22 protein-coding genes are annotated in these 20,838 nt (G+C 63.4%); 14 read left to right on the top strand and 8 right to left on the bottom strand.

The window, feature by feature from the left end; all coding sequences use genetic code 11:
- Positions 1–10: 10 nt before the first annotated feature.
- Positions 11–2,701, bottom strand: coding sequence for an aconitate hydratase AcnA (gene acnA / locus AC1Z3V_RS16495; RefSeq protein WP_483500433.1), 2,691 nt, complete (start codon positions 2,699–2,701; stop codon positions 11–13).
- Positions 2,702–2,970: 269 nt separating this feature from the next.
- On the opposite strand from acnA, the gene ccmA reads away from it, so the two are divergent.
- The 5 genes from ccmA (at position 2,971) to AC1Z3V_RS16470 (ending at position 6,045) form a co-directional block, all read left to right on the top strand.
- Positions 2,971–3,621, top strand: coding sequence for a heme ABC exporter ATP-binding protein CcmA (gene ccmA / locus AC1Z3V_RS16490; protein WP_483504100.1), 651 nt, complete (start codon positions 2,971–2,973; stop codon positions 3,619–3,621).
- A gap of 51 nt (positions 3,622–3,672) precedes the next feature.
- Positions 3,673–4,332 (top strand): heme exporter protein CcmB, encoded by a 660-nt coding sequence (gene ccmB, locus AC1Z3V_RS16485; protein ID WP_483500431.1) that lies wholly within the window; start codon positions 3,673–3,675, stop codon positions 4,330–4,332.
- A 164-nt stretch (positions 4,333–4,496) separates the two neighbouring features.
- Positions 4,497–5,267: a heme ABC transporter permease gene (locus AC1Z3V_RS16480; RefSeq protein WP_483500429.1), complete on the top strand. Its 771-nt coding sequence runs from the start codon at positions 4,497–4,499 to the stop codon at positions 5,265–5,267.
- Entirely contained in the window at positions 5,264–5,440 is a 177-nt protein-coding gene (gene ccmD / locus AC1Z3V_RS16475; protein ID WP_483500427.1) for a heme exporter protein CcmD, read from the top strand. Before AC1Z3V_RS16480 ends, ccmD begins: the two co-directional genes overlap by 4 nt.
- Positions 5,437–6,045: a DsbE family thiol:disulfide interchange protein gene (locus AC1Z3V_RS16470; protein ID WP_483500426.1), complete on the top strand. Its 609-nt coding sequence runs from the start codon at positions 5,437–5,439 to the stop codon at positions 6,043–6,045. The genes ccmD and AC1Z3V_RS16470 overlap by 4 nt, the downstream gene beginning before the upstream one ends.
- A gap of 171 nt (positions 6,046–6,216) precedes the next feature.
- Here the strand turns inward: AC1Z3V_RS16470 and AC1Z3V_RS16465 are convergent, their stop codons facing one another.
- From AC1Z3V_RS16465 to AC1Z3V_RS16440, 6 genes are all read right to left on the bottom strand, one after another.
- The gene (locus AC1Z3V_RS16465) at positions 6,217–6,810 is read right to left on the bottom strand and encodes a DUF2585 domain-containing protein (RefSeq protein ID WP_483500425.1); all 594 of its coding nucleotides are present in this window, start codon (positions 6,808–6,810) and stop codon (positions 6,217–6,219) included.
- On the bottom strand, positions 6,807–7,439 hold the full coding sequence (locus AC1Z3V_RS16460) for a septation protein A (RefSeq protein ID WP_429814706.1): 633 nt from the start codon (positions 7,437–7,439) through the stop codon (positions 6,807–6,809). The genes AC1Z3V_RS16465 and AC1Z3V_RS16460 overlap by 4 nt, the downstream gene beginning before the upstream one ends.
- Positions 7,440–7,538: 99 nt before the next feature.
- On the bottom strand, positions 7,539–9,326 hold the full coding sequence (ftsY, locus tag AC1Z3V_RS16455) for a signal recognition particle-docking protein FtsY (protein WP_483500423.1): 1,788 nt from the start codon (positions 9,324–9,326) through the stop codon (positions 7,539–7,541).
- 18 nt (positions 9,327–9,344) lie between these two features.
- On the bottom strand, positions 9,345–10,619 hold the full coding sequence (gene mtaB / locus AC1Z3V_RS16450) for a tRNA (N(6)-L-threonylcarbamoyladenosine(37)-C(2))-methylthiotransferase MtaB (RefSeq protein ID WP_483500421.1): 1,275 nt from the start codon (positions 10,617–10,619) through the stop codon (positions 9,345–9,347).
- Positions 10,616–11,527: a diaminopimelate epimerase gene (gene dapF, locus AC1Z3V_RS16445; RefSeq protein ID WP_429814713.1), complete on the bottom strand. Its 912-nt coding sequence runs from the start codon at positions 11,525–11,527 to the stop codon at positions 10,616–10,618. The genes mtaB and dapF overlap by 4 nt, the downstream gene beginning before the upstream one ends.
- A 92-nt stretch (positions 11,528–11,619) precedes the next feature.
- A complete protein-coding gene (locus AC1Z3V_RS16440) occupies positions 11,620–12,636 on the bottom strand; it encodes an MBL fold metallo-hydrolase (protein ID WP_483500419.1) in 1,017 nt (338 codons plus the stop codon).
- Between the two features lie 115 nt (positions 12,637–12,751).
- On the opposite strand from AC1Z3V_RS16440, the gene AC1Z3V_RS16435 reads away from it, so the two are divergent.
- From AC1Z3V_RS16435 to trmD, 6 genes are all read left to right on the top strand, one after another.
- Complete coding sequence (locus AC1Z3V_RS16435; RefSeq protein ID WP_483500417.1) at positions 12,752–13,234, top strand: MarR family winged helix-turn-helix transcriptional regulator; 483 nt, start codon at positions 12,752–12,754, stop codon at positions 13,232–13,234.
- A 256-nt stretch (positions 13,235–13,490) separates the two neighbouring features.
- Positions 13,491–15,056 (top strand): signal recognition particle protein, encoded by a 1,566-nt coding sequence (ffh, locus tag AC1Z3V_RS16430; protein ID WP_483500415.1) that lies wholly within the window; start codon positions 13,491–13,493, stop codon positions 15,054–15,056.
- A 13-nt stretch (positions 15,057–15,069) separates the two neighbouring features.
- The gene (locus tag AC1Z3V_RS16425; RefSeq protein ID WP_065374094.1) at positions 15,070–15,405 is read left to right on the top strand and encodes a chorismate mutase; all 336 of its coding nucleotides are present in this window, start codon (positions 15,070–15,072) and stop codon (positions 15,403–15,405) included.
- A 37-nt stretch (positions 15,406–15,442) separates the two neighbouring features.
- Positions 15,443–15,817, top strand: coding sequence for a 30S ribosomal protein S16 (gene rpsP, locus AC1Z3V_RS16420; RefSeq protein WP_429814724.1), 375 nt, complete (start codon positions 15,443–15,445; stop codon positions 15,815–15,817).
- Positions 15,818–15,963: 146 nt separating this feature from the next.
- Complete coding sequence (gene rimM / locus AC1Z3V_RS16415) at positions 15,964–16,527, top strand: ribosome maturation factor RimM (RefSeq protein WP_483500413.1); 564 nt, start codon at positions 15,964–15,966, stop codon at positions 16,525–16,527.
- A gap of 11 nt (positions 16,528–16,538) precedes the next feature.
- Complete coding sequence (trmD, locus tag AC1Z3V_RS16410; RefSeq protein ID WP_173517826.1) at positions 16,539–17,231, top strand: tRNA (guanosine(37)-N1)-methyltransferase TrmD; 693 nt, start codon at positions 16,539–16,541, stop codon at positions 17,229–17,231.
- Here the strand turns inward: trmD and AC1Z3V_RS16405 are convergent.
- Complete coding sequence (locus AC1Z3V_RS16405) at positions 17,213–17,959, bottom strand: sulfite exporter TauE/SafE family protein (RefSeq protein ID WP_483500411.1); 747 nt, start codon at positions 17,957–17,959, stop codon at positions 17,213–17,215. The genes trmD and AC1Z3V_RS16405 overlap by 19 nt on opposite strands.
- A gap of 326 nt (positions 17,960–18,285) precedes the next feature.
- On the opposite strand from AC1Z3V_RS16405, the gene rplS reads away from it, so the two are divergent.
- The 3 genes from rplS to AC1Z3V_RS16390 all read left to right on the top strand — a co-directional run bounded on the left by rplS (position 18,286) and on the right by AC1Z3V_RS16390 (position 20,666).
- Entirely contained in the window at positions 18,286–18,804 is a 519-nt protein-coding gene (gene rplS, locus AC1Z3V_RS16400) for a 50S ribosomal protein L19 (RefSeq protein WP_043625625.1), read from the top strand.
- 225 nt (positions 18,805–19,029) lie between these two features.
- A complete protein-coding gene (locus AC1Z3V_RS16395) occupies positions 19,030–19,839 on the top strand; it encodes a basic amino acid ABC transporter substrate-binding protein (RefSeq protein WP_173517823.1) in 810 nt (269 codons plus the stop codon).
- A gap of 29 nt (positions 19,840–19,868) precedes the next feature.
- Positions 19,869–20,666 carry an amino acid ABC transporter permease gene (locus AC1Z3V_RS16390; protein WP_483504099.1) on the top strand — a complete coding sequence of 266 codons (798 nt, stop codon included), beginning with the start codon at positions 19,869–19,871 and terminating at the stop codon, positions 20,664–20,666.
- Positions 20,667–20,838 lie beyond the last annotated feature (172 nt).

Raw genomic sequence — 20,838 nt, 5'->3', positions numbered from 1 at the left:
CCGCGGCCGATCAGGCGGCCAGATCGCGCAGAACGGTCTGCAGGATGCCGCCGTTGTTGACGTAGGTCACTTCGTCCAGCGTATCGATGCGGCAGATCAGCGGAACTTCCTTCACGCTGCCGTCGCCATAGGTGATCTTGGCAACGCGCTTCTCGCGCGGCTGGACCTTGGCGAGGTTGTCGATGGTGACGACTTCATCGCCCTTGAGGCCCAGCGATTCCCAGGTCGTGCCCTCTTCGAAGACGAAGGGGATGACGCCCATGCCGACGAGGTTCGAGCGGTGGATACGCTCGAAGGACTGCGCGATGACGGCCTTGACGCCCAGCAGGTTGGTGCCCTTCGCGGCCCAGTCACGCGACGAACCGTTGCCGTATTCGACGCCGGCGAAGATGACGAGCGGAACGCCCTCTTCCTTGTACTGCATGGCCGCGTCGTAGATCGACATCTCTTCCTTCGACGGATAGTGGATGGTGTAGCCACCTTCCTTGCCATTCGGGCCGAGCATGTGATTGCGGATGCGGATGTTGGCAAACGTGCCACGCATCATCACCTCATGGTTGCCGCGGCGCGTACCGTACTGGTTGAAGTCGGCAACGCCAACACCATGGCCGATGAGGTAGGAGCCAGCCGGCGAAGCGGCCTTGATCGAACCGGCCGGAGAGATGTGATCGGTGGTGATCTTGTCGCCGAAGAGACCGAGAACGCGAGCGCCCTTGATGTCGGAGATGCCCGAGCCGGTCTTGCCCATGCCGACGAAGTACGGCGGGTTCTGCACATAGGTCGAACCCTCGTCCCATGCGTAGGTCTGCCCGGCCGGAACCTGAACGGCCTGCCAGTTCTCGTCGCCCTTGAAGACGTCCGCGTATTTCGTCGCGTAGAGCTCGCGCGTGACGTACTTGAAGATGAACTCCTGGATTTCCTTCGAGGTCGGCCAGATGTCCTTGAGGAAGACCGGCTTGCCGTCCTTATCCTCGCCGATCGGCTCCTTGGTCAGGTCCTTCTGCACGGAGCCCGCGAGCGCGTAGGCGACGACGAGCGGCGGCGAAGCGAGGTAGTTCGCCTGAACGTCAGGAGAGATACGGCCTTCGAAGTTGCGGTTGCCCGACAGAACGCCGGCGGCGATCAGGCCCTTGTCGTTGATCGTCTTCGAGATCGGACCCGGCAGCGGACCGGAGTTGCCGATGCAGGTGGTGCAGCCGAAGCCGACGAGGTTGAAGCCGAGCGCGTCGAGGTCCTTCTGCAGGCCCGACTTGGCGAGGTATTCGCCGACGACCTGCGATCCCGGTGCGAGCGAGGTCTTGACCCAGGGCTTGGACTTCAGGCCCTTGGCGACCGCGTTGCGGGCGAGCAGGCCGGCCGCGATCAGCACCGACGGGTTGGAGGTGTTGGTGCACGACGTGATCGCGGCAATCGCGACATCGCCATGGCCGAGGTCGAAATCCGTGCCTTCGACGGCATAGCGGTTCGAAAGCTGGCCGGGCTTCTTGTAGTCGTTTTCGAGCGCGGTGGCGAAACCGGAGGCGATGCTTTCGAGCGCGATGCGGCCTTCCGGACGCTTCGGGCCGGCCATCGACGGAACGACGTCGCCGAGGTCGAGTTCGAGTGTGTCGGTGAAGACGAGATCGGCGCCGTCGCCTTCGCGCCACATGCCTTGCGCCTTGGAGTAGGCTTCGACCAGCGCGATGCGCTGTTCTTCACGGCCGGACATGGTGAGGTAGTTGATGGTTTCGCTGTCGACCGGGAAGAAGCCGCAGGTCGCGCCGTATTCCGGACCCATGTTGCCGATGGTCGCACGGTCGGCGAGCGTCATGTTGTCGAGGCCCGGGCCGAAGAATTCGACGAACTTCGAAACCACGCCCTTCTTGCGCAGCATCTGAACGACCATGAGCACGAGGTCGGTCGCGGTGACGCCCTCTTTCAGCTTGCCGGTCAGCTTGAAGCCGATGACTTCCGGCAGCAGCATGGAGACCGGCTGGCCGAGCATTGCGGCTTCCGCCTCGATACCGCCCACGCCCCAGCCGAGAACGCCGAGACCGTTGATCATGGTGGTGTGGCTGTCGGTGCCGACGCAGGTATCCGGATAGGCGGTGATTTCGCCGTCTTCTTCACGGGTCCAGACCGTCTGGCCCAGATACTCCAGATTGACCTGGTGACAGATGCCGGTGCCGGGCGGAACGACGCGGAAGTTCTTGAACGCCTGCTGGCCCCACTTCAGGAAGCGGTAGCGCTCGCCGTTGCGCTGGTATTCGAGTTCGACGTTGCGGGCAAAGGCGGTCGCCGTGCCGAATTCGTCGACGATGACCGAGTGGTCGATGACGAGGTCGACGGGAACGAGCGGGTTGATCTTCTCCGGGTCGCCGCCGAGCGAGACCATGGCGTCGCGCATCGCAGCGAGGTCGACGACGGCGGGCACGCCGGTGAAGTCCTGCATCAGCACGCGGGCCGGACGATAGGCGATTTCGTTTTCAGCCGTGCCCTTGTCGTTGAGCCAGGCGGCAATGTTCTCGATGTCCTTCTTGGTGACGGAACGGCCGTCTTCGTTGCGCAACAGGTTCTCGAGCAGAACCTTCATCGAGTAGGGGAGCCTGGATACGCCGGCGAGACCGTTCGCCTCAGCCTTGGGCAGGCTGTAATAGACGTAGTCCACACCGTTGACGGTGAGCGTGGAGCGACAATTGAAGCTGTCTAGGGATTTGGACACTGGATAATACCCCGTTCCGTCTGATCGCCAAAAACTGACGTACGAACGCCCGAGCGCCTGTGAAGCGCAAATTGGGATGCGGGTGCGGCCATTTCCGCTGTCCGTACGTGGAAATTCATTCCATGTTCGGCGCTAGGATGAAATTCACGCCGACCGCTGGCGTGTTGGCCGCCTTATAGATAATTTCTCCAAAACGTGCCAGAGCAACGAAGGTTCAAATGGAACTTTTTTTGCTCTGCGGAAGACGCGCGAAGGGAAGACAGATATTCATGCGCCTGCTGGCTGAAGGTTTGAGTGCGAAGCGCGGCGAGGATCTGATTTTTAACGATATTTCCTTCGCGCTTGGTACCGGAGAAGCCCTTGTCGTGACGGGTCCGAACGGCTCGGGCAAGTCCACTTTGCTCCGGGTGCTGGCAGGTTTGTTGAGGCCCGAACGCGGGCACTTGAAACTTGAGAATGGCCCCCCGGAAATAGCCAGTCCCGCAGAGGTCAGCCATTATCTCGGTCACCGCAACGCGATGAAGCGCGAACTGACCGTCGCAGAAAATCTTTCCTTTTGGCAGCGTTTCATGGGCGATTCGCCAGGAGGCCACGGCGTCGCCCTCGATGAGGCCGTCGAGGCTGTCGGTCTGCCTGACATAGCACACCTGCCTTTCGGCTATCTCTCGGCCGGTCAACAGCGCCGCATGGCGATGGCGAAGCTGCTCGTCGCCTACCGCCCGATCTGGATTCTCGATGAGCCGACCGCCGCCCTCGATGCCGGCGCCGACCGGTTGTTTGCGGATCTGGTGAAGGCGCATCTTGGCAAGGGCGGCATCGTGGTCGCAGCGACGCACCAGCCGCTCGGGCTCGATCAAACAAAGGAACTGCACATGAAGGGCTTCGAGCATCTGGCGGGAGGGCTCTGGCATGATGCGTAGGGGCGTGATGCATGGAAGCCCGTCCGTGCTCGCCGCTGCGAGACTGGCGGCATGATGGCGCTCTTCTTCCGCGATCTGAAGCTGTCGATCCGTGCCGGTGGCGGCGCCATGATCGGCGTGCTCTTCTTCATGACCGTGGTGGCGGTCATTCCCTTCGGCGTCGGCCCGGATCTGAACCTGCTTTCGCGCATCGGGCCGGCAATCCTCTGGATCGGCGCGCTGCTTGCCTCGCTGCTTGGTCTTGATCGCCTGTTCCAGGCGGAGCGGGACGACGGTTCCCTCGATCTGATGCTGATGCAGGAGACGCCGCTGCTCTTCACCGTCTTCGTCAAATGCGCGGCCCATTGGGCGGCGACCGGCCTGCCGCTGGTGATCGCTTCGCCCTTGCTCGGTCTCTTCATGAACATGAGCGAGATTGCGATCGGCGCGACCATGCTGACGCTTTTGATCGGCACGCCGGCGATCACCTTCATCGGCGCGGTCGGCGCGGCCGTCGCCGTGTCGCTGCCGCGTGGCGGGCTGCTCGTTTCGATCCTGGTGCTGCCGCTTGCTATTCCCGTGCTGATCTTCGGCGTCAGCGCGGTCTATGCGGCGATCGAGGATCCGGCGCCGTTCCTGCCGCCCTTGATGATCCTCGCGGCAATCACCCTGTTCTTCGCCGTCATCGGGCCGGTTGCCGCCGCCGCAGCACTTCGGCACGCGTCCGATTGACGCAATCGGCACGGATCGGCTGAAACTGTTTGCGGTTTTCCGTCGCGGCCGGCGCTAAGTCATTCAGATCGATCACGTTTATGATTGGCGACACCAACTGATCGTGATCGGTCGATTGACGGGGATCAATTGCAGCAGAGGGGCTTAAGCGTTAAAGAGCCATCATGAGCGAAAACAGCCTGGCCATCCGCAAATTCAGCTACCTCGCCAACCCCACACGGTTCCTGGCGTTGGCCGACCGTCTGCTGCCTTGGCTTGCCGGCCTGACGGCGCTGTTCTTCGTCGCCGGCCTCTGGCTTTCCTTCTCCACCGAAGGCGACTACCAGCAGGGCGAGACGGTGCGCATCATGTACGTGCACGTGCCCGCCGCCTGGTTGTCGATGATGTGTTATTCGGTGATGGCCTTGGCAGCCCTTGGCACGCTCGTCTGGCGCCATCCGCTCGCCGACGTCTCTTCACGTGCGGCAGCGCCGATCGGCGCCTGTTTCACCTTCCTGGCGCTCGTCACCGGCTCGCTCTGGGGCAAGCCGATGTGGGGCACCTGGTGGGTCTGGGACGCGCGGCTCACTTCGGTCTTCGTGCTGTTCCTGATGTATCTGGGACTGATGGCGCTCAACCGCGCGATCGACGATCCGGCACGCTCCTCCAAGGTTTCCGCGGTGCTCGTGCTGGTCGGCTTCGTCAACATCCCGATCATCAAGTTCTCGGTCGAATGGTGGAACACGCTGCATCAGCCGGCGAGCGTCATGCGGCTCGACGGGCCGACGATCGATCCGGAGTTCCTGTGGCCGCTGATCGTGATGGCAATCGCCTTCACGCTTCTCTTCTTCACGCTGCACATCGCCGCCATGCGCAACGAAATCCTGCGCCGGCGCGTCACGGCGCTGCGCCGTCTGGCGGCGCGCAGCGCCGGCAGGGGAGCCCGCACGAAATGATGAGCCACACCGCTTACGTCTTTACGAGCTATGGAATAGCGACGCTGACTGTTCTCGGCCTGATTGCCTGGGTCGTTCTGGACGGGCGTGCGCGTCGACGTGAACTCGCCGAACTCGAAGCGTCAGGCATTCGCCGGCGCTCGGCCGAAGTGGCATCGGGAGAGACACGATGACCAGCACCCCTGCGCCGGGCGGCGAAGAGCGCAAACCCGGCCCCTTGCGTTTCGTGCTCGCGGCACTGCCGCTCATCATCTTCGCCGGGCTTGCGGCGATCTTCTGGAGCCAGCTCAATTCCGGCAAGGATGTCAGCGAGATCCCGTCGGCACTGATCGGCACCAAGGCGCCGAAGCTCGACCTGCCGGCGCTGGAAGGGGCGACCCGCGACGGCCAGCCGATGCCGGCGCTGACTGATGCCGCGATCAAGGGCAAGCTGACGCTCGTCAACGTCTGGGCCTCCTGGTGCGTGCCGTGCCGTCAGGAGCACCCTTTCATTCGGGAACTGGCGAAGGATCCTCGGCTCACTGTCGTCGGCATCAACTACAAGGACCAGAACGAAAACGCCCTGCGCTTCCTCGGCGAACTCGGCAATCCCTTCGCCGCGATCGGCGTCGACCCACGCGGCAAGGCGGCGATCGATTGGGGCGTCTACGGCATCCCGGAATCCTACCTCGTCGGGCCTGATGGTACGATCCTCTACAAGCGTGTCGGTCCCTTTGACGAGAACAGCGTCAAGACCGGCCTGCTGCCGGCGATCGAGAAGGCGATTGCGGGTTCGTAAGTCCGGCGCGCTGTCGACAGATTAGTCCCTCATCCGGCCTGCCGGCCACCTTACTGATCCGGCCTGCAGCGGTGATGTAGGGGAGGAGGGTGTGTCATCTCCCTTCTCCTCCTTGCGGGGAGAAGGTCGCGCAGCGGGAGAGGGGCGGAGGAGCCGAAATCTGACGGCCGCCTAAATCCCTGCCTGCCATTCCCTGACGGCGTCCAGCGGCCAGGCCAGCATCAGTACGTTTAGCGTGAGATTGTCGCGGATCAGCCAGCCGGTGAAGATCTCGAAGACGATGGCGACCGTCACCGTCAGCCAGACGGGCATGCGGGCGGCGAACAGGAAGCCGGCGACCATGGCCAGCGTGTCCATGGTGGAATTGAGGACGCTGTCGCCGAAATAGTCGAGCGAGATTGTTGCCGAGCGGTAGCGGTTGATCACCATTGGGGTGTTTTCGGCGATCTCCCAGGCGGATTCGATCACCGTCGCCAGGAACAGCTTTGCCGACAGCGGCTTGCCGCGCAACAGCAGATGGCCGAGGCCGTAGAACAGGAAGCCGTGGATGATGTGCGACGGCGTGTACCAGTCGGCGATGTGCTGCGAGTTGCCGCTGGATTTTACCACGGGCTCGAAGAGCTTGACGTAGCCGCACTCGCAGATCCAGAGACGTCCCATCAGATGCTGGGTTATGATCTGGATGATGAGGACCGCGAAACAGGCGGCCAGCCAGAAGAGTGCGCGACGGTTGCGGCTGTCATTCTCCTCGAGAGCGGTGCTCACTCGGCGTTCTCCTGGTCAAGCGAGTGCTTCATGATCAATGGCATCTGGGCGAGCGTGAACAGGATGGTGATCGGCATCGTGCCCCAGACCTTGAAGGCGACCCAGAAGTCGGTCGAGAACGAGCGCCAGACCACCTCGTTGAGCACGGCGAGGAACAGGAAGAACACACCCCAGCGCAGCGTGAGTTTGCGCCAGCCGGGTTCGTCGAGCTTGAAGGCGGAGTGGAAGACGTAGCCGAGCAGCGACTTGCCGAACAGGAGGCCACCGAGCAGGATCGCGCCGAACAGCGTGTTGACGATCGTCGGCTTCATCTTGATGAAGGTGTCGTTCTGCAGCCAGAGCGTCAGCGCGCCGAAGACGAAGACGACGATGCCCGAGATCAGCGGCATCATCGGCAGCGTGCGGGTCAGCATCCAGGAGACGATGAGCGCGATCGCAGTCGCGGCCATGAAGAGGCCGGTGGCGATGAAGATCGGACCGCCGAGCTCGGCCAGCGCCGGGAAATGCCCGGCCAGCCATTCGCCGCGCGAGTTGGCGAAGAAGAAGACCATCAGAGGCCCAAGCTCCAGCACCATCTTGAGCAAGGGGCTGACTTCCTTCTGCGGCTTGGTAGCCTCGATCGTCGACATCTGGGGGTCCTGTTTTCGCATGTGCCTGCTGCTCTTAACACCAGCTTTGCGGCAAAACCATATCAAGACGGCGGCCTCACGCCAACGCGCAACGCCTCGTCAGGCGGCGACGCCAGCGATCGCTTCGGCAAAATCCTTGGCCTCGAACGGTTCCAGATCGTCGACGCCTTCGCCGACGCCGATGAAATAGACCGGCAGCTTATGCTTGGCGGAGATGGCGACGAGGATGCCGCCGCGCGCCGTGCCGTCGAGCTTGGTCATGATCAGGCCGCTCACGCCGGCGACGTTGCGGAAGATCTCGACCTGCTGCAGGGCGTTCTGCCCGGTGGTGGCGTCGAGGGTCTGCAGCACGGTATGCGGCGCGTCCGGATCGAGCTTGCCGAGCACGCGGACGATCTTTTCGAGCTCGGCCATCAGCTCCGCCTTGTTCTGCAGGCGGCCGGCGGTGTCGATGATCAAGACGTCGGACTTCTTCTCGCGCGCCTGCTGGAACGCCTCATAGGCAAGGCCGGCCGCATCGGCGCCGAGTTTGGAGGAGACGATGTCGGAGTTTGTGCGCTCCGCCCAGATCTTGAGCTGCTCGATCGCCGCGGCCCGGAATGTGTCGCCGGCGGCGAGCATGACCTTCAGGCCCGCGCCCGAAAGCTTGGCGGCGAGCTTGCCGATCGTCGTGGTCTTGCCGGTGCCGTTGACGCCGACCACCAGGATGACGTGCGGCTTGTGGCTGAGATCCAGCTCCAGCGGCTTGGCGACGGGCGAAAGCACCTTGGTGATCTCGCCGGCCATGATGCGCGAGACGTCCTCGCCGGAAACATCCTTGCCGTAGCGCTCGGAGGCGAGCGTATCGGTGATGCGCATCGCCGTTTCGACGCCGAGGTCGGCCTGGATCAACAGGTCTTCGAGGTCCTGCAGCGTCGCTTCGTCGAGCTTGCGCTTGGTGAAGAGGCTGGCGATCTGGCCGGTGAGCTGCGACGAGGTGCGTGCAAGGCCGCGGCGCAGCCGCTGGTACCAGGTGAGCTTTTCCTTCGGCGCGGCGACCGGTTCCTCCCTGGGTTTGCGCTCGGTGGCCGAGAAGCCCTTGGGGAGGGCACGGGCTGCAGCTAGCTCGGCTTCGCCTGCCTCGCTCGGGGCGATGTCGGTCGTTGCGTCTGCGGCGGTGTTCTCTGCTGTCTCGGAGCCTTCTCGGAGGGCTGCGGCTTCACTCCCCTCTGCCCTGCCGGGCATCTCTCCCACTGTGGGGGAGATTGTGCTGGGCTCGCCCGCGGCGTCCAAGGGGAGCTCCTCGCTGGCCGGGGTTTCCGGCGCGGATGCCGGGGCGCCATCATCTGCCGTTGCCTCGAGACGCTCGGCATTGTCTGCAACCTCTGCATGGGGGGCGGAGGTTACGAGCGTGCCATCCGCATCCACGGGCTCCTCGTCAGCGACAGCTTCCGCAGCTTCGATAGCGGATGGTGTTTCTTCAGCGGCGGCCTGGGTCTCCACCTGTTCTCCCCCCTTGTGGGGGAGATGTCCCGAAGGGACAGAGGGGGGTACTGCAGCATCTTCGATGGCCGCGGTTTCGATCTCGTCGGTAGCCAACTCTTCGGCATCATCCGAAGCCGGTCCACCGGCGGTCTCGATCTCGGCTTCGAGCACCGGATCGTCCTCGGAGAGAGGCAGCGTCTCGATATCAACAGGCGGTTCGAAGGCGGCTTCGGGGCTTTCCTCGACGATCTCTGCCTCGGCGACAGGGGCAGACGGCTCGACTGCCTCAGCGCTTGGCTCAGGCTGCCGCTCCGCCTCGGGCGAAGAGACAATCGTCTCGTCAGGCACACCTTCCGGCGGCTTCGTTTCCTCCACCGCACCCTTGCCGAAGGTGAAGATCCTCTTGATGAAACCCATTGCCATTCAGGAATTCCGCATAAATCAGGCCGCAGCCATCTGTTTTACCTGCATCGTCAGATGCTTGCCATTGTGGCCGGTGATCGTGACCGGGACAAGCGCGCGGGCTTTCAGGCCGGCGGCGTCGACGAGCGTGAAGTTTTCGGTGTGGGCGAGCCCGTTGTTCTCGACCAGGATCGTCTGTTCGCTGCCGACCATGCCTTCGAGATGCTGCGCGTAAAGCGTTGCGCCGACGGTGCGCAGGCGGGCGGCACGATCCTTGACGAGCGCTCGATCGAGCTGCGGCATGCGTGCGGCCGGCGTGCCCGGACGCGGGCTATAGGGAAAGACGTGCAGATGCGCGATGCCGCAATCCTCGGCGAGCTTTGCGGCATTCTCGAACATCTCCTCGGTCTCCGTCGGGAAACCCGCGATCATGTCGGCGCCGAGACTGATCCCGGGGCGCAAGCGCCGGACCTGATCGGCGAAGGCGCGGGCATCGGCGCTCGAATGCCGGCGTTTCATGCGCTTCAGGATCAGGTCGTCGCCATGCTGCAGCGACAGGTGCAGATGCGGCATGAAGCGCGCCTCGTCGGCGATCAGGTCGAAGAGATGCTTGTCAGCCTCGATGCCGTCGATCGAGGAGAGCCGCAGGCGGCGGATGTCGGGCACCTGTTTCAGAAGCGTCTTCGCAAGCAGGCCGAGCGTCGGCGTGCCCGGCAGGTCGGCGCCGTAGCTGGTGGCGTCCACACCGGTCAGCACGATCTCGCAGTAGCCGGTTTCGACGAGCTTGCGCGCCTGGTCGACGACGTCGCCCATCGGTACGGAGCGGGAATTGCCGCGGCCATAGGGGATGATGCAGAAGGTGCAGCGATGGTCGCAGCCGTTCTGCACCTGGATGAAGGCGCGCACGTGGCCGTCGATGTGCTTGACCATCTGCGGTGCCGTGGCGCGCACGCTCATGATGTCGTTGACGCGCAGCTTTTCTTCCGCCGAGACGCCGAAATCGGGCAGGGCGCGATAGGAGGCGCTCTTGAGTTTTTCCTCGTTGCCGAGCACGGCGTCGACCTCGGCCATTCCGGCAAAGGTCTCCTTTTCCGTCTGCGCGGCGCAGCCGGTGACGATGATGCGGGCATGCGGGTTCTCGCGGCGCGCGCGACGGATCGCCTGGCGCGCCTGGCGTACCGCCTCGCCGGTGACGGCGCAGGTGTTGACGAGGATGGCGTTGTTCAGCCCCGCCTTCTCGGCTTCCGCCCGCATCACTTCGGATTCGTAGGTATTGAGGCGGCAGCCGAACGTTATGACCTCGACGCCGCTCAAAGCGCCTGCGCTCCGCTGGCCTCGGCTCCCTCGCGCTGCCAGGTGCCGGTGGTGGGGTTCAGCGTGCCGGACCATTCCCATTCGGCAGGTCCCGTCATGATCACGTGATCGTCGCGCTCGCGCCATTCGATCGTCAGCTTGGCCGGGGCCGGGGCGGAGGAGACGTCGATCGTCACCTTGCGGCCGGTGCGACCCGTGCGTGCGGCGCTGACGGCTGCAGCGCAGGCTGCCGAGCCGCACGCAAGCGTCAGCCCGGCGCCCCGTTCCCAGGTGCGGGTGCGCAGCGACGCGGGCGAAAGCACCTGTGCCAGCGTGATGTTGGCGCGCTCGGGAAACATCGGATGGTTTTCAAGCAGCGGACCGAAGCGATCGAGATCGAAGGACATCGGATCCTTGTCGACCCAGAAGACCGCGTGCGGATTGCCCATCGACATGGCCGAGGGCGAATGCAGGACGGGATTGTCGATGGGGCCGATCTGCAATTCGATGCGGCTCGTATCGGCGAACTCCTCGGCAAGCGGGATCCTGTTCCAGGCAAAGACTGGCTTGCCCATATCGACCGATATCGTGCCGTCCTCATGCTCCGCGGCATTCAGGATGCCGGCGACGGTCTGGAAGGTGAACGCCTTCTTGCCGGTTTCGGCGGCAAGCGCCTGGACGACGCAGCGCGTGCCGTTGCCGCAGGCCTGGGCCATGGAGCCGTCGCAATTGACGATGTCGATCCAGGCGTCGGTGCCGGCGGCCTTCGGGTCGTGGATCGCCATGATCTGATCGAAGGCCGTTGCCGGGTCGGCATTGAGCGCGATCGCGGCTGCGGGCGTCACCCGGTCCTTCCGGCCGCGCATGTCGACGACGAGGATCTTGTTTCCAAGCCCGTTCATTCTGGCGAATTGCACGTTGTCGGTCATGTGGCGATGGTCCAAACCGGCCCGCATCAAACGGGGCACCCTTCATTCGGGCTGTATATGGCGGAAAAGCCCGGAAATTACCAGTGCCGCCTTCATTCCCCGGCGGATGCGGCAGCAGGCACGTCGAAGACCTCGCCGGGGCGTAGCGGCCGGAAGCGGGCGCGGGCGATGCCGGCCGCATCGAGCGCCCGTTCCAGCGCCAGTCGGGGCTCGTCGACGCCCTCGTCGGTCAGGCGGAACGTGCCCCAATGGTGGCCGGCGACGTGGGCGGCGGCACAATCGATCATGCCACGCACCGCTTCTTCCGGGTTCTGGTGCTGGTCCTGCATGAACCAGCGCGGTTCGTAGGAACCGAAGGGCAAGTTGGCGAGACGGAAAGCGCCGTGTTTTTCGCGGGCGGCGCGATAGTTTGTGCCGCCGTGAAAGCCGGTGTCGCCGACATGGTAGATCTTGCCTGCCGGCGTCTCCAGAACGAAGGCTGCCCAGAGCGCCATGCGCCGGTCGCGTGAGCCGCGGGCCGACCAGTGGTGGCAGGGCTCCGCGTGGATCACGATGTCATCGCCGCAATCGACCCGGTCGTGCCAGTCGACCACCGTTATCTCGGCATCGGGAACGGCGTGGCGGATGATCGTGTCGTTCCCGAGCGGAGTGATGATCCTGGGCGTGTGCTCTTGGTGAAGCGCGGCCAGCGTTTCGACATCGAGATGGTCGTAATGGTTGTGGGTGACCAGCACGATGTCGATCGGCGGCAGATCGTCGAGCTCGATGCCGGGGGCATTGCGGCGCTGCGGGCCGGCGAAGGCGAAGGGGCTGGCGCGATGCGCCCAGACGGGGTCGGTAAGAATGTTCACGCCGTGCACCTGGATAAGCAGCGTCGCATGGCCGACCATCGTCACGCGCAGGCGTTCGCCTTCGACGCTGAGTTCGGGCTTCACCTGCGCGAACGGACTTGGATTGTGCGCCGGCCAGCGGACCTTGCCGCCGCCGAACTGCCAGCGCAGCAGGTCCGCCATGCCCTTGGGCGGCTTGCCGCCGGGATTGAAGAAGCGGGTTCCGTCAAAATGATCGGAGACGGGGCCTCGATAATATGGATTGGGCGTCTTCTTCATCCGGAGCCTTTCGGCAGGTCTCGTGACTGAATCAAATGGTACACCGGCGCAGGCGATGGAAGGTCGGGCCTTAATAAATTCTTGAAGACAGCAACTGGATTGCTATCGTGTTCGTATGCTCGTTCGATTCGATCCGCATGAACGCCTCTACAAGACCCTGAAGCTGGTCCGCTCCGTCCATCTCAATATGCAACGCGCGTCGGAGCATATGCTCGATGGGGCCGGCATATCCGTGGCCGAGCGTGCGGTTCTCGAGCTTTTTTGCGAAATGCAGCTAACCGTGCCGGAGGCGGCGCGACGCCTGTCGATGAAGCGGCAGTTCGTGCTGCGCATCGTCACCGGGCTGATGGACAAGCGTTTGCTCGAGAAGCAGCCGAATCCGGAACATCGGCGCGCCTATCTTTGCACTCCGACGGTTGCCGGGCGCGATCTGTTCGAGGAAATCCATCGCCGCGAAGTCGAGATGCTGCACGCCTTGCTTGGTGACATCAACCAGACCGAAGTGGTGGCGGCGCTCAGGGTAATGACGCGGGTCGCGACGGCCTTCGAGCAACTCGCCGGGGAACTGGGCGAAGAGGTCGAGGGCGAGGCGCCTTGAGCCTGAAGCGCCCTCATTGCCCTGCCGTCCTTGACTTTTGCCGCGCTTTCCTGTTTATCCGCCGCAATTCCTTCGCAAGCTCAAGTCTTCGAAGCCGCCGACCGGGTCCCGCCAAGGTATAAAGAGAACCCGGAGGTCACCATCCGACAGCGCGTCGCGCCCTCGGGTGGTTTTTGGCTTTGCGCCTTGTTTTCCGCGCGAAGGAACCCACGTTTCCGGCGAGTTGATCGCCACCGGAAACCAGAAGGAAGTAAGAATGTTCGAGAGCCTCCAGGACCGCCTTGGTTCCATATTGAATGGACTGACCGGCCGCGGCGCATTGTCGGAAGCCGATGTTTCCGCCGCGCTCCGCGAGGTTCGCCGTGCGCTGCTCGAAGCCGACGTCGCGCTCGATGTCGTGCGCTCCTTTACTGAAAAGGTTCGCGAGAAGGCCGTCGGCGCCGAGATCCTGAAGTCGATCAAGCCCGGCCAGATGGTCGTCAAGATCGTCCATGACGAGCTCATCGAGATGCTCGGATCCGAGGGGGTCGCCATCGACCTCAATGCGCCGGCGCCCGTCGTCATCATGATGGTCGGTCTGCAGGGCTCGGGTAAGACGACGACGACAGGCAAGATCGCCAACCGGATGAAGTCGCGGGACAAGAAAAAGGTCCTGATGGCTTCGCTCGACACGCGCCGTCCGGCAGCCCAGGAGCAACTGCGTCAGCTCGGCGTGCAGACCGGCGTCGACACGCTGCCGATCATTGCCGGCCAGTCGCCGACCGATATCGCCGCGCGCGCCGTCCAGGCTGCCAAGCTCGGCGGTCACGACGTCGTCATCCTCGACACAGCCGGCCGTACCCATATCGACGAGCCGCTGATGATCGAGATGGCGGAGATCAAGCGGAAGTCCAATCCGCATGAAATCCTGCTCGTCGCCGATGCGTTGACCGGTCAGGACGCCGTCAACCTCGCCCGCAACTTCGACGAACGCGTCGGCATCACCGGCCTGGTGCTCACCCGCATGGATGGCGACGGCCGCGGCGGCGCGGCGCTCTCGATGCGGGCCGTCACCGGCAAGCCGATCAAGCTCATCGGTGTCGGCGAGAAGATGGGCGAGCTCGAAGAGTTCCATCCCCGCCGCATCGCCGACCGCATCCTCGGCATGGGCGACATCGTTTCGCTGGTCGAAAAGGCGGCCGAGAACATCGATGCCGAGAAGGCGGCGGCCATGGCCGCCAAGATGGCCAAGGGCAAGTTCGACCTCAACGATCTCGCCGACCAGCTCAAGCAGATGCAGAAGATGGGCGGCATGGGCGGCATCATGGGCCTGATGCCCGGCATGGCCGGCATGAAGGACAAGATGGCTGCGGCCGGTCTCGACGACACGCTCTTCAAGCGCCAGCTCGCGATCATCTCGTCGATGACCAAGGCCGAGCGCACCAATCCGGACCTTCTCAAGCACTCGCGCAAGAAGCGCATCGCCGCCGGTTCCGGCACCGATGCCGCCGACATCAACAAGCTTCTGAAGATGCACCGCCAGATGGCGGACATGATGAAGATGATGGGCGGCAAGGGCAAAGGCGGCATGATGAAGCAGATGATGGGCGGCCTTGCCAACAAGATGGGCCTCGGTGGCCTCGGTGGCGGCGGCATGCCTGACCTGTCGAAGCTCGACCCGAAGCAGCTCGAAGCGCTGCAGAAGCAGGCGGAAGCCGCCGGCCTCAAGCCGGGTGGAATGCCGGGCCTTGGCGGCGGTGGCCTGCCGGGTCTGGGCGGCGCCAAGCTTCCGGGCCTCGGCGGCGGTTTCCCCGGCCTTCCCGGCCTGCCGAAGAAGAAGTGAGGATCGGTAAGAGATGATTGATCCCGAAATCAAACAGGAATTGGCGGGCTACCGGCAGTCGATCGACAACATCGATGCCGCGCTCGTCCACATGCTGGCCGAACGTTTTCGCTGCACCCAGGCAGTCGGCGTTCTCAAGGCCAAGCATGATCTGCCGCCGGCCGACCCGGCGCGCGAAGAATACCAGATCGAACGCCTGCGCCGCCTGGCCAAGGATGCCAATCTGGATCCGGATTTCGCCGAGAAGTTCCTGAACTTCATCATCAAGGAAGTCATCCGGCATCATGAAGCCATCGCCGCCGATCGCTCGCATAACGCGGGTAACGCCGGCACAAACCATTCCGCTTGAACGAAGCGGTCAAGAAAGCCTGCAAGGAGTAACTGAAATGGCACTGAAAATTCGTCTCGCCCGTGGCGGTTCCAAGAAGCGTCCGTACTACCAGATCGTCGTTGCCGACGCCCGCAGCCCGCGCGACGGCCGCTTCCTCGAGAAGATCGGCTCCTGGAACCCGATGCTCGGCAAGGACGACGAAAAGCGCGTCGAGCTCGACGCCGAGCGCGTCGCCCACTGGATCGCCCAGGGCGCTCAGCCGACCGACCGCGTTCTGCGCTTCCTCGACCAGGCTGGCCTGGCAAAGCGTCCGGCTCGCAACAACCCGGCCAAGGCCGTTCCGGGCAAGAAGGCTCAGGAGCGCGCTGCTGAAGCCAAGCAGAAGGCTGAAGAAGCTGCTGCTGCCGCTGCAGAAGCTGCCGCGGAATAATCGCCGGCAAACGGTTCGGAGCGGGATCGGCGGTCTTTCGACCGCATCCCCGCTCCGGCTTGCCGTGACATAAGGAAACGGGTGGCATTTCCATGCCGCCCGTTTTCCGTTATGTGCACCGATATATCCCGAAACGGACGCGGACGATGAGCAAACTCGAAAACCCGGTTCTGATGGCGACGATCGGCGCGGCGCAAGGCTTGCGCGGCGAGGTCAGGGTCAAGTCCTTTACCGACGATCCGACGGCGCTCGGCGACTACGGCAACCTGCACAGTGCCGACGGCCGCGTGTTCGAGGTGCTCGAAGTCCGCGAGGCGAAGAATGTCGTCATCGTGCGCTTCCGCGGCGTCAACGACCGCAATGCCGCCGAGGCGCTCAATGGCCTCGAGCTCTTCATCGAGCGGGACAACCTGCCGGACGAGGATCTTGACGAGGACGAGTTCTTCTATGCCGATCTCGAGGGCCTGGAAGCGATCGACGGCAATGGCACCAGCTACGGCAAGGTCAGCGGCGTTTTCGACTTCGGCGCCGGTGATCTCCTGGAGCTGAAGGGTCCGGGCAGGCGTCCGGTGCTGATCCCCTTTACCGAATGGTCGGTGCTGGAGATCGATCTGGAAGCGGGCAAGCTGCTGGTCGATCCGGTTGCCGCGGGTCTTTCCGACGACAAGGATCAGGATTCGGACAGTCCGTTTTCCACAAAACGCAAGTGAACGATGCGGCGATGACCTTTCGTGCGACTGTTCTGACGCTCTATCCGGAAATGTTTCCGGGCCATCTCGGCGTTTCCCTTTCGGGCAAGGCGCTGGAGCGCGGCCAATGGTCGATCGAGGCGGTGCAGATCCGCGATTTTGCCGAGGACAAGCACCGCACCGTCGATGATACGCCGGCGGGCGGTGGTGCCGGCATGGTGTTGAAGCCCGACGTGCTCGCCCGGGCGATCGACCATGTTTCTGAGGGCGATGATCGCCCGCGGCTGCTGATGAGCCCGCGCGGCCGGCCGCTGACGCAGGCGCGGGTGCGCGAACTTGCCGCCGGTCCCGGTGTCGTCATCGTCTGCGGACGGTTTGAAGGCGTCGACCAGCGGGTGATCGATGCCCGCGGCCTCGAAGAGGTTTCGATCGGCGATTATATTCTTTCCGGCGGCGAGCCGGCGGCGCTGACGCTGCTCGATGCCGTGGTGCGCATCCTGCCAGGCGTCATGGGCAACGAGCTTTCTGGCGTTCATGAAAGCTTCGAAGGCGGGCTGCTCGAGCATCCGCATTATACCCGGCCGCAGGTCTTCGAAGGCCGCGAAATCCCGGCGGTGCTGACCTCGGGCAACCACGGCGCGATTGCCAAGTGGCGCGAGGCGGAGGCGAAACGCCTCACCGCCGAGCGCAGGCCCGACCTTCTCGATCAGCCCGTGAAGAAATAATAGGCGGCCAGCAGCAGGCCGACGGCGACAACGAGAGCGCGGATGATCGCCTGCGGCACGCGCCTGGCCGCCCAGACGCCGGAGTAACCGCCAAGGGCCGCTCCCGGCACCATGATCGCCGCATGCAGCCAGGAGACGACGCCGCCGGCGGCAAAGACGACGATGGCGATCGCGGCAATCACGATCGAGATGAAGTTCTTGAGCGCGTTCAGCCGGTGGTAGCCGCCACCGGTGGCCAGCCCCAGCACTGCCAGCATCATGATGCCCATGCCGGCGCCGAAGAAGCCGCCATAGACGGAGGTGACGAACTGGGCGCCGATGCCGGCCGGATTGATCGCATGCTCGTCAACGCGCGCCTTGGGCTTCAAGAGCGGCCCGGCGGCGAAGATCGCCGTTGCCGCAAGCAGCAGCCAGGGGACCAGCGCGCGGAAGGAGGCGTTGGAAAGCGAGACGAGTAGCAGCGCGCCGCCCAGGCCGCCGAGCGCCGAGATTACACCGAGCAGCATTGCATAGCGCTTGTCGGCGCGGATCTCCTTGGCATAGGCGAGTGCCGAGGTGATATAGCCCGGGAACTGGATGATCGACGAGGTCGCATTGGCGACGATCGGCGAAAGGCCGCCAAGGGTCATCGCCCCGAAGGTCAGGAACGTTCCGCCGCCGGCGATGGCATTGACGACACCGGACAAGAAGCCGGCCGCAAAAAGCATGAGAACTTCGAAGATATGCATGGTCTCCCCCGACCCACCACGCTCGGGATAGCCGGTGGTTGTGGCGGCCGCAAGTCCGTTGCGTCCGATAATCGCCCGCGCCTATTTGCGGATTTTCTGATAGATTCATCATGTTCGGCGCGGATCGCCGAGAAAATATGGCTTCCGGGGATGACAAGCCGAACCGATTGGTGTATGTGCCGCCCCGGTTCGGGTTCTGTGCCCGTCGACCACAACAAAGAATGGCGAATCCGCTCCTGTCGGTTTCCGGCAAGACCTGAAGGCAAGCCCGACAGGTTCATCGAGAGCGCTCTGGCTGTTTCAGAAGAACTTGAAAGGTTAGACCGATGAACATCATCCAGCAGCTGGAAGCCGAACAGGCCGCCAAGATCGCCGCCAAGCGCACGCTCCCCGAATTCTCCGCAGGCGACACGCTGCGCGTCAACGTCCGCGTTGTCGAAGGCAACCGTACCCGCGTACAGGCCTATGAAGGCGTCTGCATCGCCCGTTCGGGCGGCGGCATCAACGAAAGCTTCACCGTTCGCAAGATCTCCTACGGCGAAGGCGTCGAGCGCGTATTCCCGGTTTACTCTCCGCTCGTCGAGAGCGTCGAAGTGGTTCGCCGCGGTAAGGTCCGTCGCGCCAAGCTCTACTACCTGCGCGACCGTCGCGGCAAGTCGGCTCGTATCGTTGAGAACACCGGCACGCGCGCCCGCAAGCTGAACGAAGCCGAGCGCCAGGCGATTGCCGAGGAAAAGGCACGCATCGAGGCTGAAAAGGTTGCAGCAGCTCAGGCGCTCGCCGCCGAGAAGGCAGCAGCCGAAGCCGCCGAAGCAAAGGCAGCAGCGGAAGCCGCAGCAGAATAAGTTTTCAATCCCTACAGCGCCGCGCGTCTTGGACGCGCAAAGGTCGCTGTAGAAAATTGAGTTGCTGCATGTTCTTGTCCTTAAGTTGGTAAGACTTAAGGGAACATGCAGCGGCGGATTGTTGGAAAGGCGGCCGAGGCCGCCTTTCTTTTTTGGTACTATCCGCTTGTCTTTTCGACGGAATTTGTGACATTTTCCGCTGCCACAATATTCGGGAGCCCTCCAATGACAATCCGTCGCCACGTGCTTGCGGGCATCGCAGCCGCACTTGCCGTTCCTTTCGCATTTTCTGCACCGGCCACTGCCAGCGACCTGCCCGATCTCGGCGGCAAGACGGTCGTCGTCGTCACAGAGAACGCCTACCCGCCGCTGCAGTTCGTCGATCCGAAGACCGGCGAGGCCAAGGGCTGGGAATACGACGCCATGAACGAGATCGCCAAGCGGTTGAATTTCAAGGTCGAATACCAGAACACCAGCTGGGACGCGATGATCCAGGCGGTGCATGACGGCCAGTACCAGATCGGCATGACCGGCATCACCATCAAGGATGACCGCAAGGAGAAGGTCGACTTCTCGGACCCCTATATGCGGTCGCAGCAGTTCATGCTGGTGCGCAGCGACGAAAACCGCTTCAACGACGGCAAGAGCTTCGGCGCCTTTGCCGACGGCCTCGTCGGCGCCCAGCCGGGCACCTCGCCGTTCTACACTGCCGTCTACGAAATGCTTGACGGCAACGAGCAGAACCCGCGCATCAAGCTGTTCGAGACCTTCGGTGCGACCGTCCAGGCGCTGAAGGCCGGCGACGTCGACGTGGTACTGACCGACAGCGTCGCCGCCAAGGGCTATGTCGATTCCTCCGAGGGCAAGCTCAAGGTCGTCGGTGGCCCGCTCGGCACCGAGGATTTCGGCTTCATCTTCCCGAAGGGCTCGGATCTTGTCGCTCCGGTCAACGCCGCGATCAAGGCCTTGAAGGAAGACGGCACCTTCGATGCCCTCGATAAGAAATGGTTCCTCGAATACAAGATGGGCGGCTGATCTGAGTGGCTGCCCCGCAATCTCCTGATATGTCCGGCAAGGGCGACTATCCCTGGTGGTTGGTCGCCCTTCTCGTGATCGCGGTGGCGCTTGCCGCCGTGATCGTCAGCAATGACATCTTTTCCGAAGTTTTCACTGTGGTCTTCAAGGGCCTCGGCGTTACCGTTTTCGTGACCCTCATGGGGTTCGTGCTGGCGACGACGCTCGGCCTCGGTATCGCGCTGATGGCGCTCTCCGAGCACACGGCGCTTCGGCAGATCGCACGCTTCTATACCGAAGTCATCCGCGGCGTGCCGATCCTGGTTCTGCTGTTCTACATTGCCTTCGTTGGAGCGCCGGCGCTGGTCGTCGCCGCCAATTTCGTCTGTGCGCCATTGATCAGTGCCGGCTGGATGGACCCGGTCGTCGTGCGTGACATCTCGCTGATGTGGCGTGCAATCATCGCCTTGATGATCGGCTATTCCGCCTTCATCGCCGAGGTGTTCCGGGCCGGCATCCTTTCGGTCGACAAGGGGCAGGTCGAGGCTGCGAAGGCGCTGGGACTTACGCGCTATCAGCGTTTTCGCCTCGTCATCTTCCCGCAGGCGGTCCGCGTGATCCTGCCGCCGCTCGGCAACGACTTCGTCGCCATGGTCAAGGATTCTTCGCTGGTGTCGGTGCTCGGCGTCGCCGACATCACGCAGATGGGCAAGGTTTACGCCTCCGGCTCCTTCCGCTTCTTCGAGACCTACTCGATCGTCGCCTATGTCTACCTGGTGCTGACCATCGGCCTGTCTCTGGCATTGCGGGCGCTGGAGCGGCGGCTGCGACGTGCCGAGCGGCGCTGAGGCCGCTTCCACCGATTGCCGACCTGTCAGAAAATTGATATGAACACGGCCATGGAATCCAAATTCGGATGTCGCGAACAGAAAATCGTCGTGCTGCAGGATCACAAGCGCCTGCCGGCACGTTTCTTTGCGCGTGTCCATGGGGCGCTTACAAGCCGCCTATCCTGATCTC

The sequence above is a fragment of the Ensifer sp. 38_S197 genome, from assembly GCF_056924495.1.
The sequence above is the reverse complement of the archived record's forward strand: the minus strand, read 5'-3'. Positions and strand labels throughout refer to the sequence as shown.

What these genes read in the sequence shown, in the direction of transcription:
- ccmA (WP_483504100.1), top strand. Translation starts at nt 2,971, where the DNA reads ATGCGCCTGCTGGCTGAAGGTTTGAGTGCGAAGCGCGGCGAGGATCTG.
- ccmB (WP_483500431.1), top strand. Translation starts at nt 3,673, where the DNA reads ATGATGGCGCTCTTCTTCCGCGATCTGAAGCTGTCGATCCGTGCCGGT.
- AC1Z3V_RS16480 (WP_483500429.1), top strand. Translation starts at nt 4,497, where the DNA reads ATGAGCGAAAACAGCCTGGCCATCCGCAAATTCAGCTACCTCGCCAAC.
- ccmD (WP_483500427.1), top strand. Translation starts at nt 5,264, where the DNA reads ATGATGAGCCACACCGCTTACGTCTTTACGAGCTATGGAATAGCGACG.
- AC1Z3V_RS16470 (WP_483500426.1), top strand. Translation starts at nt 5,437, where the DNA reads ATGACCAGCACCCCTGCGCCGGGCGGCGAAGAGCGCAAACCCGGCCCC.
- AC1Z3V_RS16460 (WP_429814706.1), bottom strand. Translation starts at nt 7,439, where the DNA reads ATGTCGACGATCGAGGCTACCAAGCCGCAGAAGGAAGTCAGCCCCTTG.
- ftsY (WP_483500423.1), bottom strand. Translation starts at nt 9,326, where the DNA reads ATGGCAATGGGTTTCATCAAGAGGATCTTCACCTTCGGCAAGGGTGCG.
- dapF (WP_429814713.1), bottom strand. Translation starts at nt 11,527, where the DNA reads ATGACCGACAACGTGCAATTCGCCAGAATGAACGGGCTTGGAAACAAG.
- AC1Z3V_RS16440 (WP_483500419.1), bottom strand. Translation starts at nt 12,636, where the DNA reads ATGAAGAAGACGCCCAATCCATATTATCGAGGCCCCGTCTCCGATCAT.
- AC1Z3V_RS16435 (WP_483500417.1), top strand. Translation starts at nt 12,752, where the DNA reads ATGCTCGTTCGATTCGATCCGCATGAACGCCTCTACAAGACCCTGAAG.
- ffh (WP_483500415.1), top strand. Translation starts at nt 13,491, where the DNA reads ATGTTCGAGAGCCTCCAGGACCGCCTTGGTTCCATATTGAATGGACTG.
- AC1Z3V_RS16425 (WP_065374094.1), top strand. Translation starts at nt 15,070, where the DNA reads ATGATTGATCCCGAAATCAAACAGGAATTGGCGGGCTACCGGCAGTCG.
- rpsP (WP_429814724.1), top strand. Translation starts at nt 15,443, where the DNA reads ATGGCACTGAAAATTCGTCTCGCCCGTGGCGGTTCCAAGAAGCGTCCG.
- rimM (WP_483500413.1), top strand. Translation starts at nt 15,964, where the DNA reads ATGAGCAAACTCGAAAACCCGGTTCTGATGGCGACGATCGGCGCGGCG.
- trmD (WP_173517826.1), top strand. Translation starts at nt 16,539, where the DNA reads ATGACCTTTCGTGCGACTGTTCTGACGCTCTATCCGGAAATGTTTCCG.
- AC1Z3V_RS16405 (WP_483500411.1), bottom strand. Translation starts at nt 17,959, where the DNA reads ATGCATATCTTCGAAGTTCTCATGCTTTTTGCGGCCGGCTTCTTGTCC.
- rplS (WP_043625625.1), top strand. Translation starts at nt 18,286, where the DNA reads ATGAACATCATCCAGCAGCTGGAAGCCGAACAGGCCGCCAAGATCGCC.
- AC1Z3V_RS16395 (WP_173517823.1), top strand. Translation starts at nt 19,030, where the DNA reads ATGACAATCCGTCGCCACGTGCTTGCGGGCATCGCAGCCGCACTTGCC.
- AC1Z3V_RS16390 (WP_483504099.1), top strand. Translation starts at nt 19,869, where the DNA reads ATGTCCGGCAAGGGCGACTATCCCTGGTGGTTGGTCGCCCTTCTCGTG.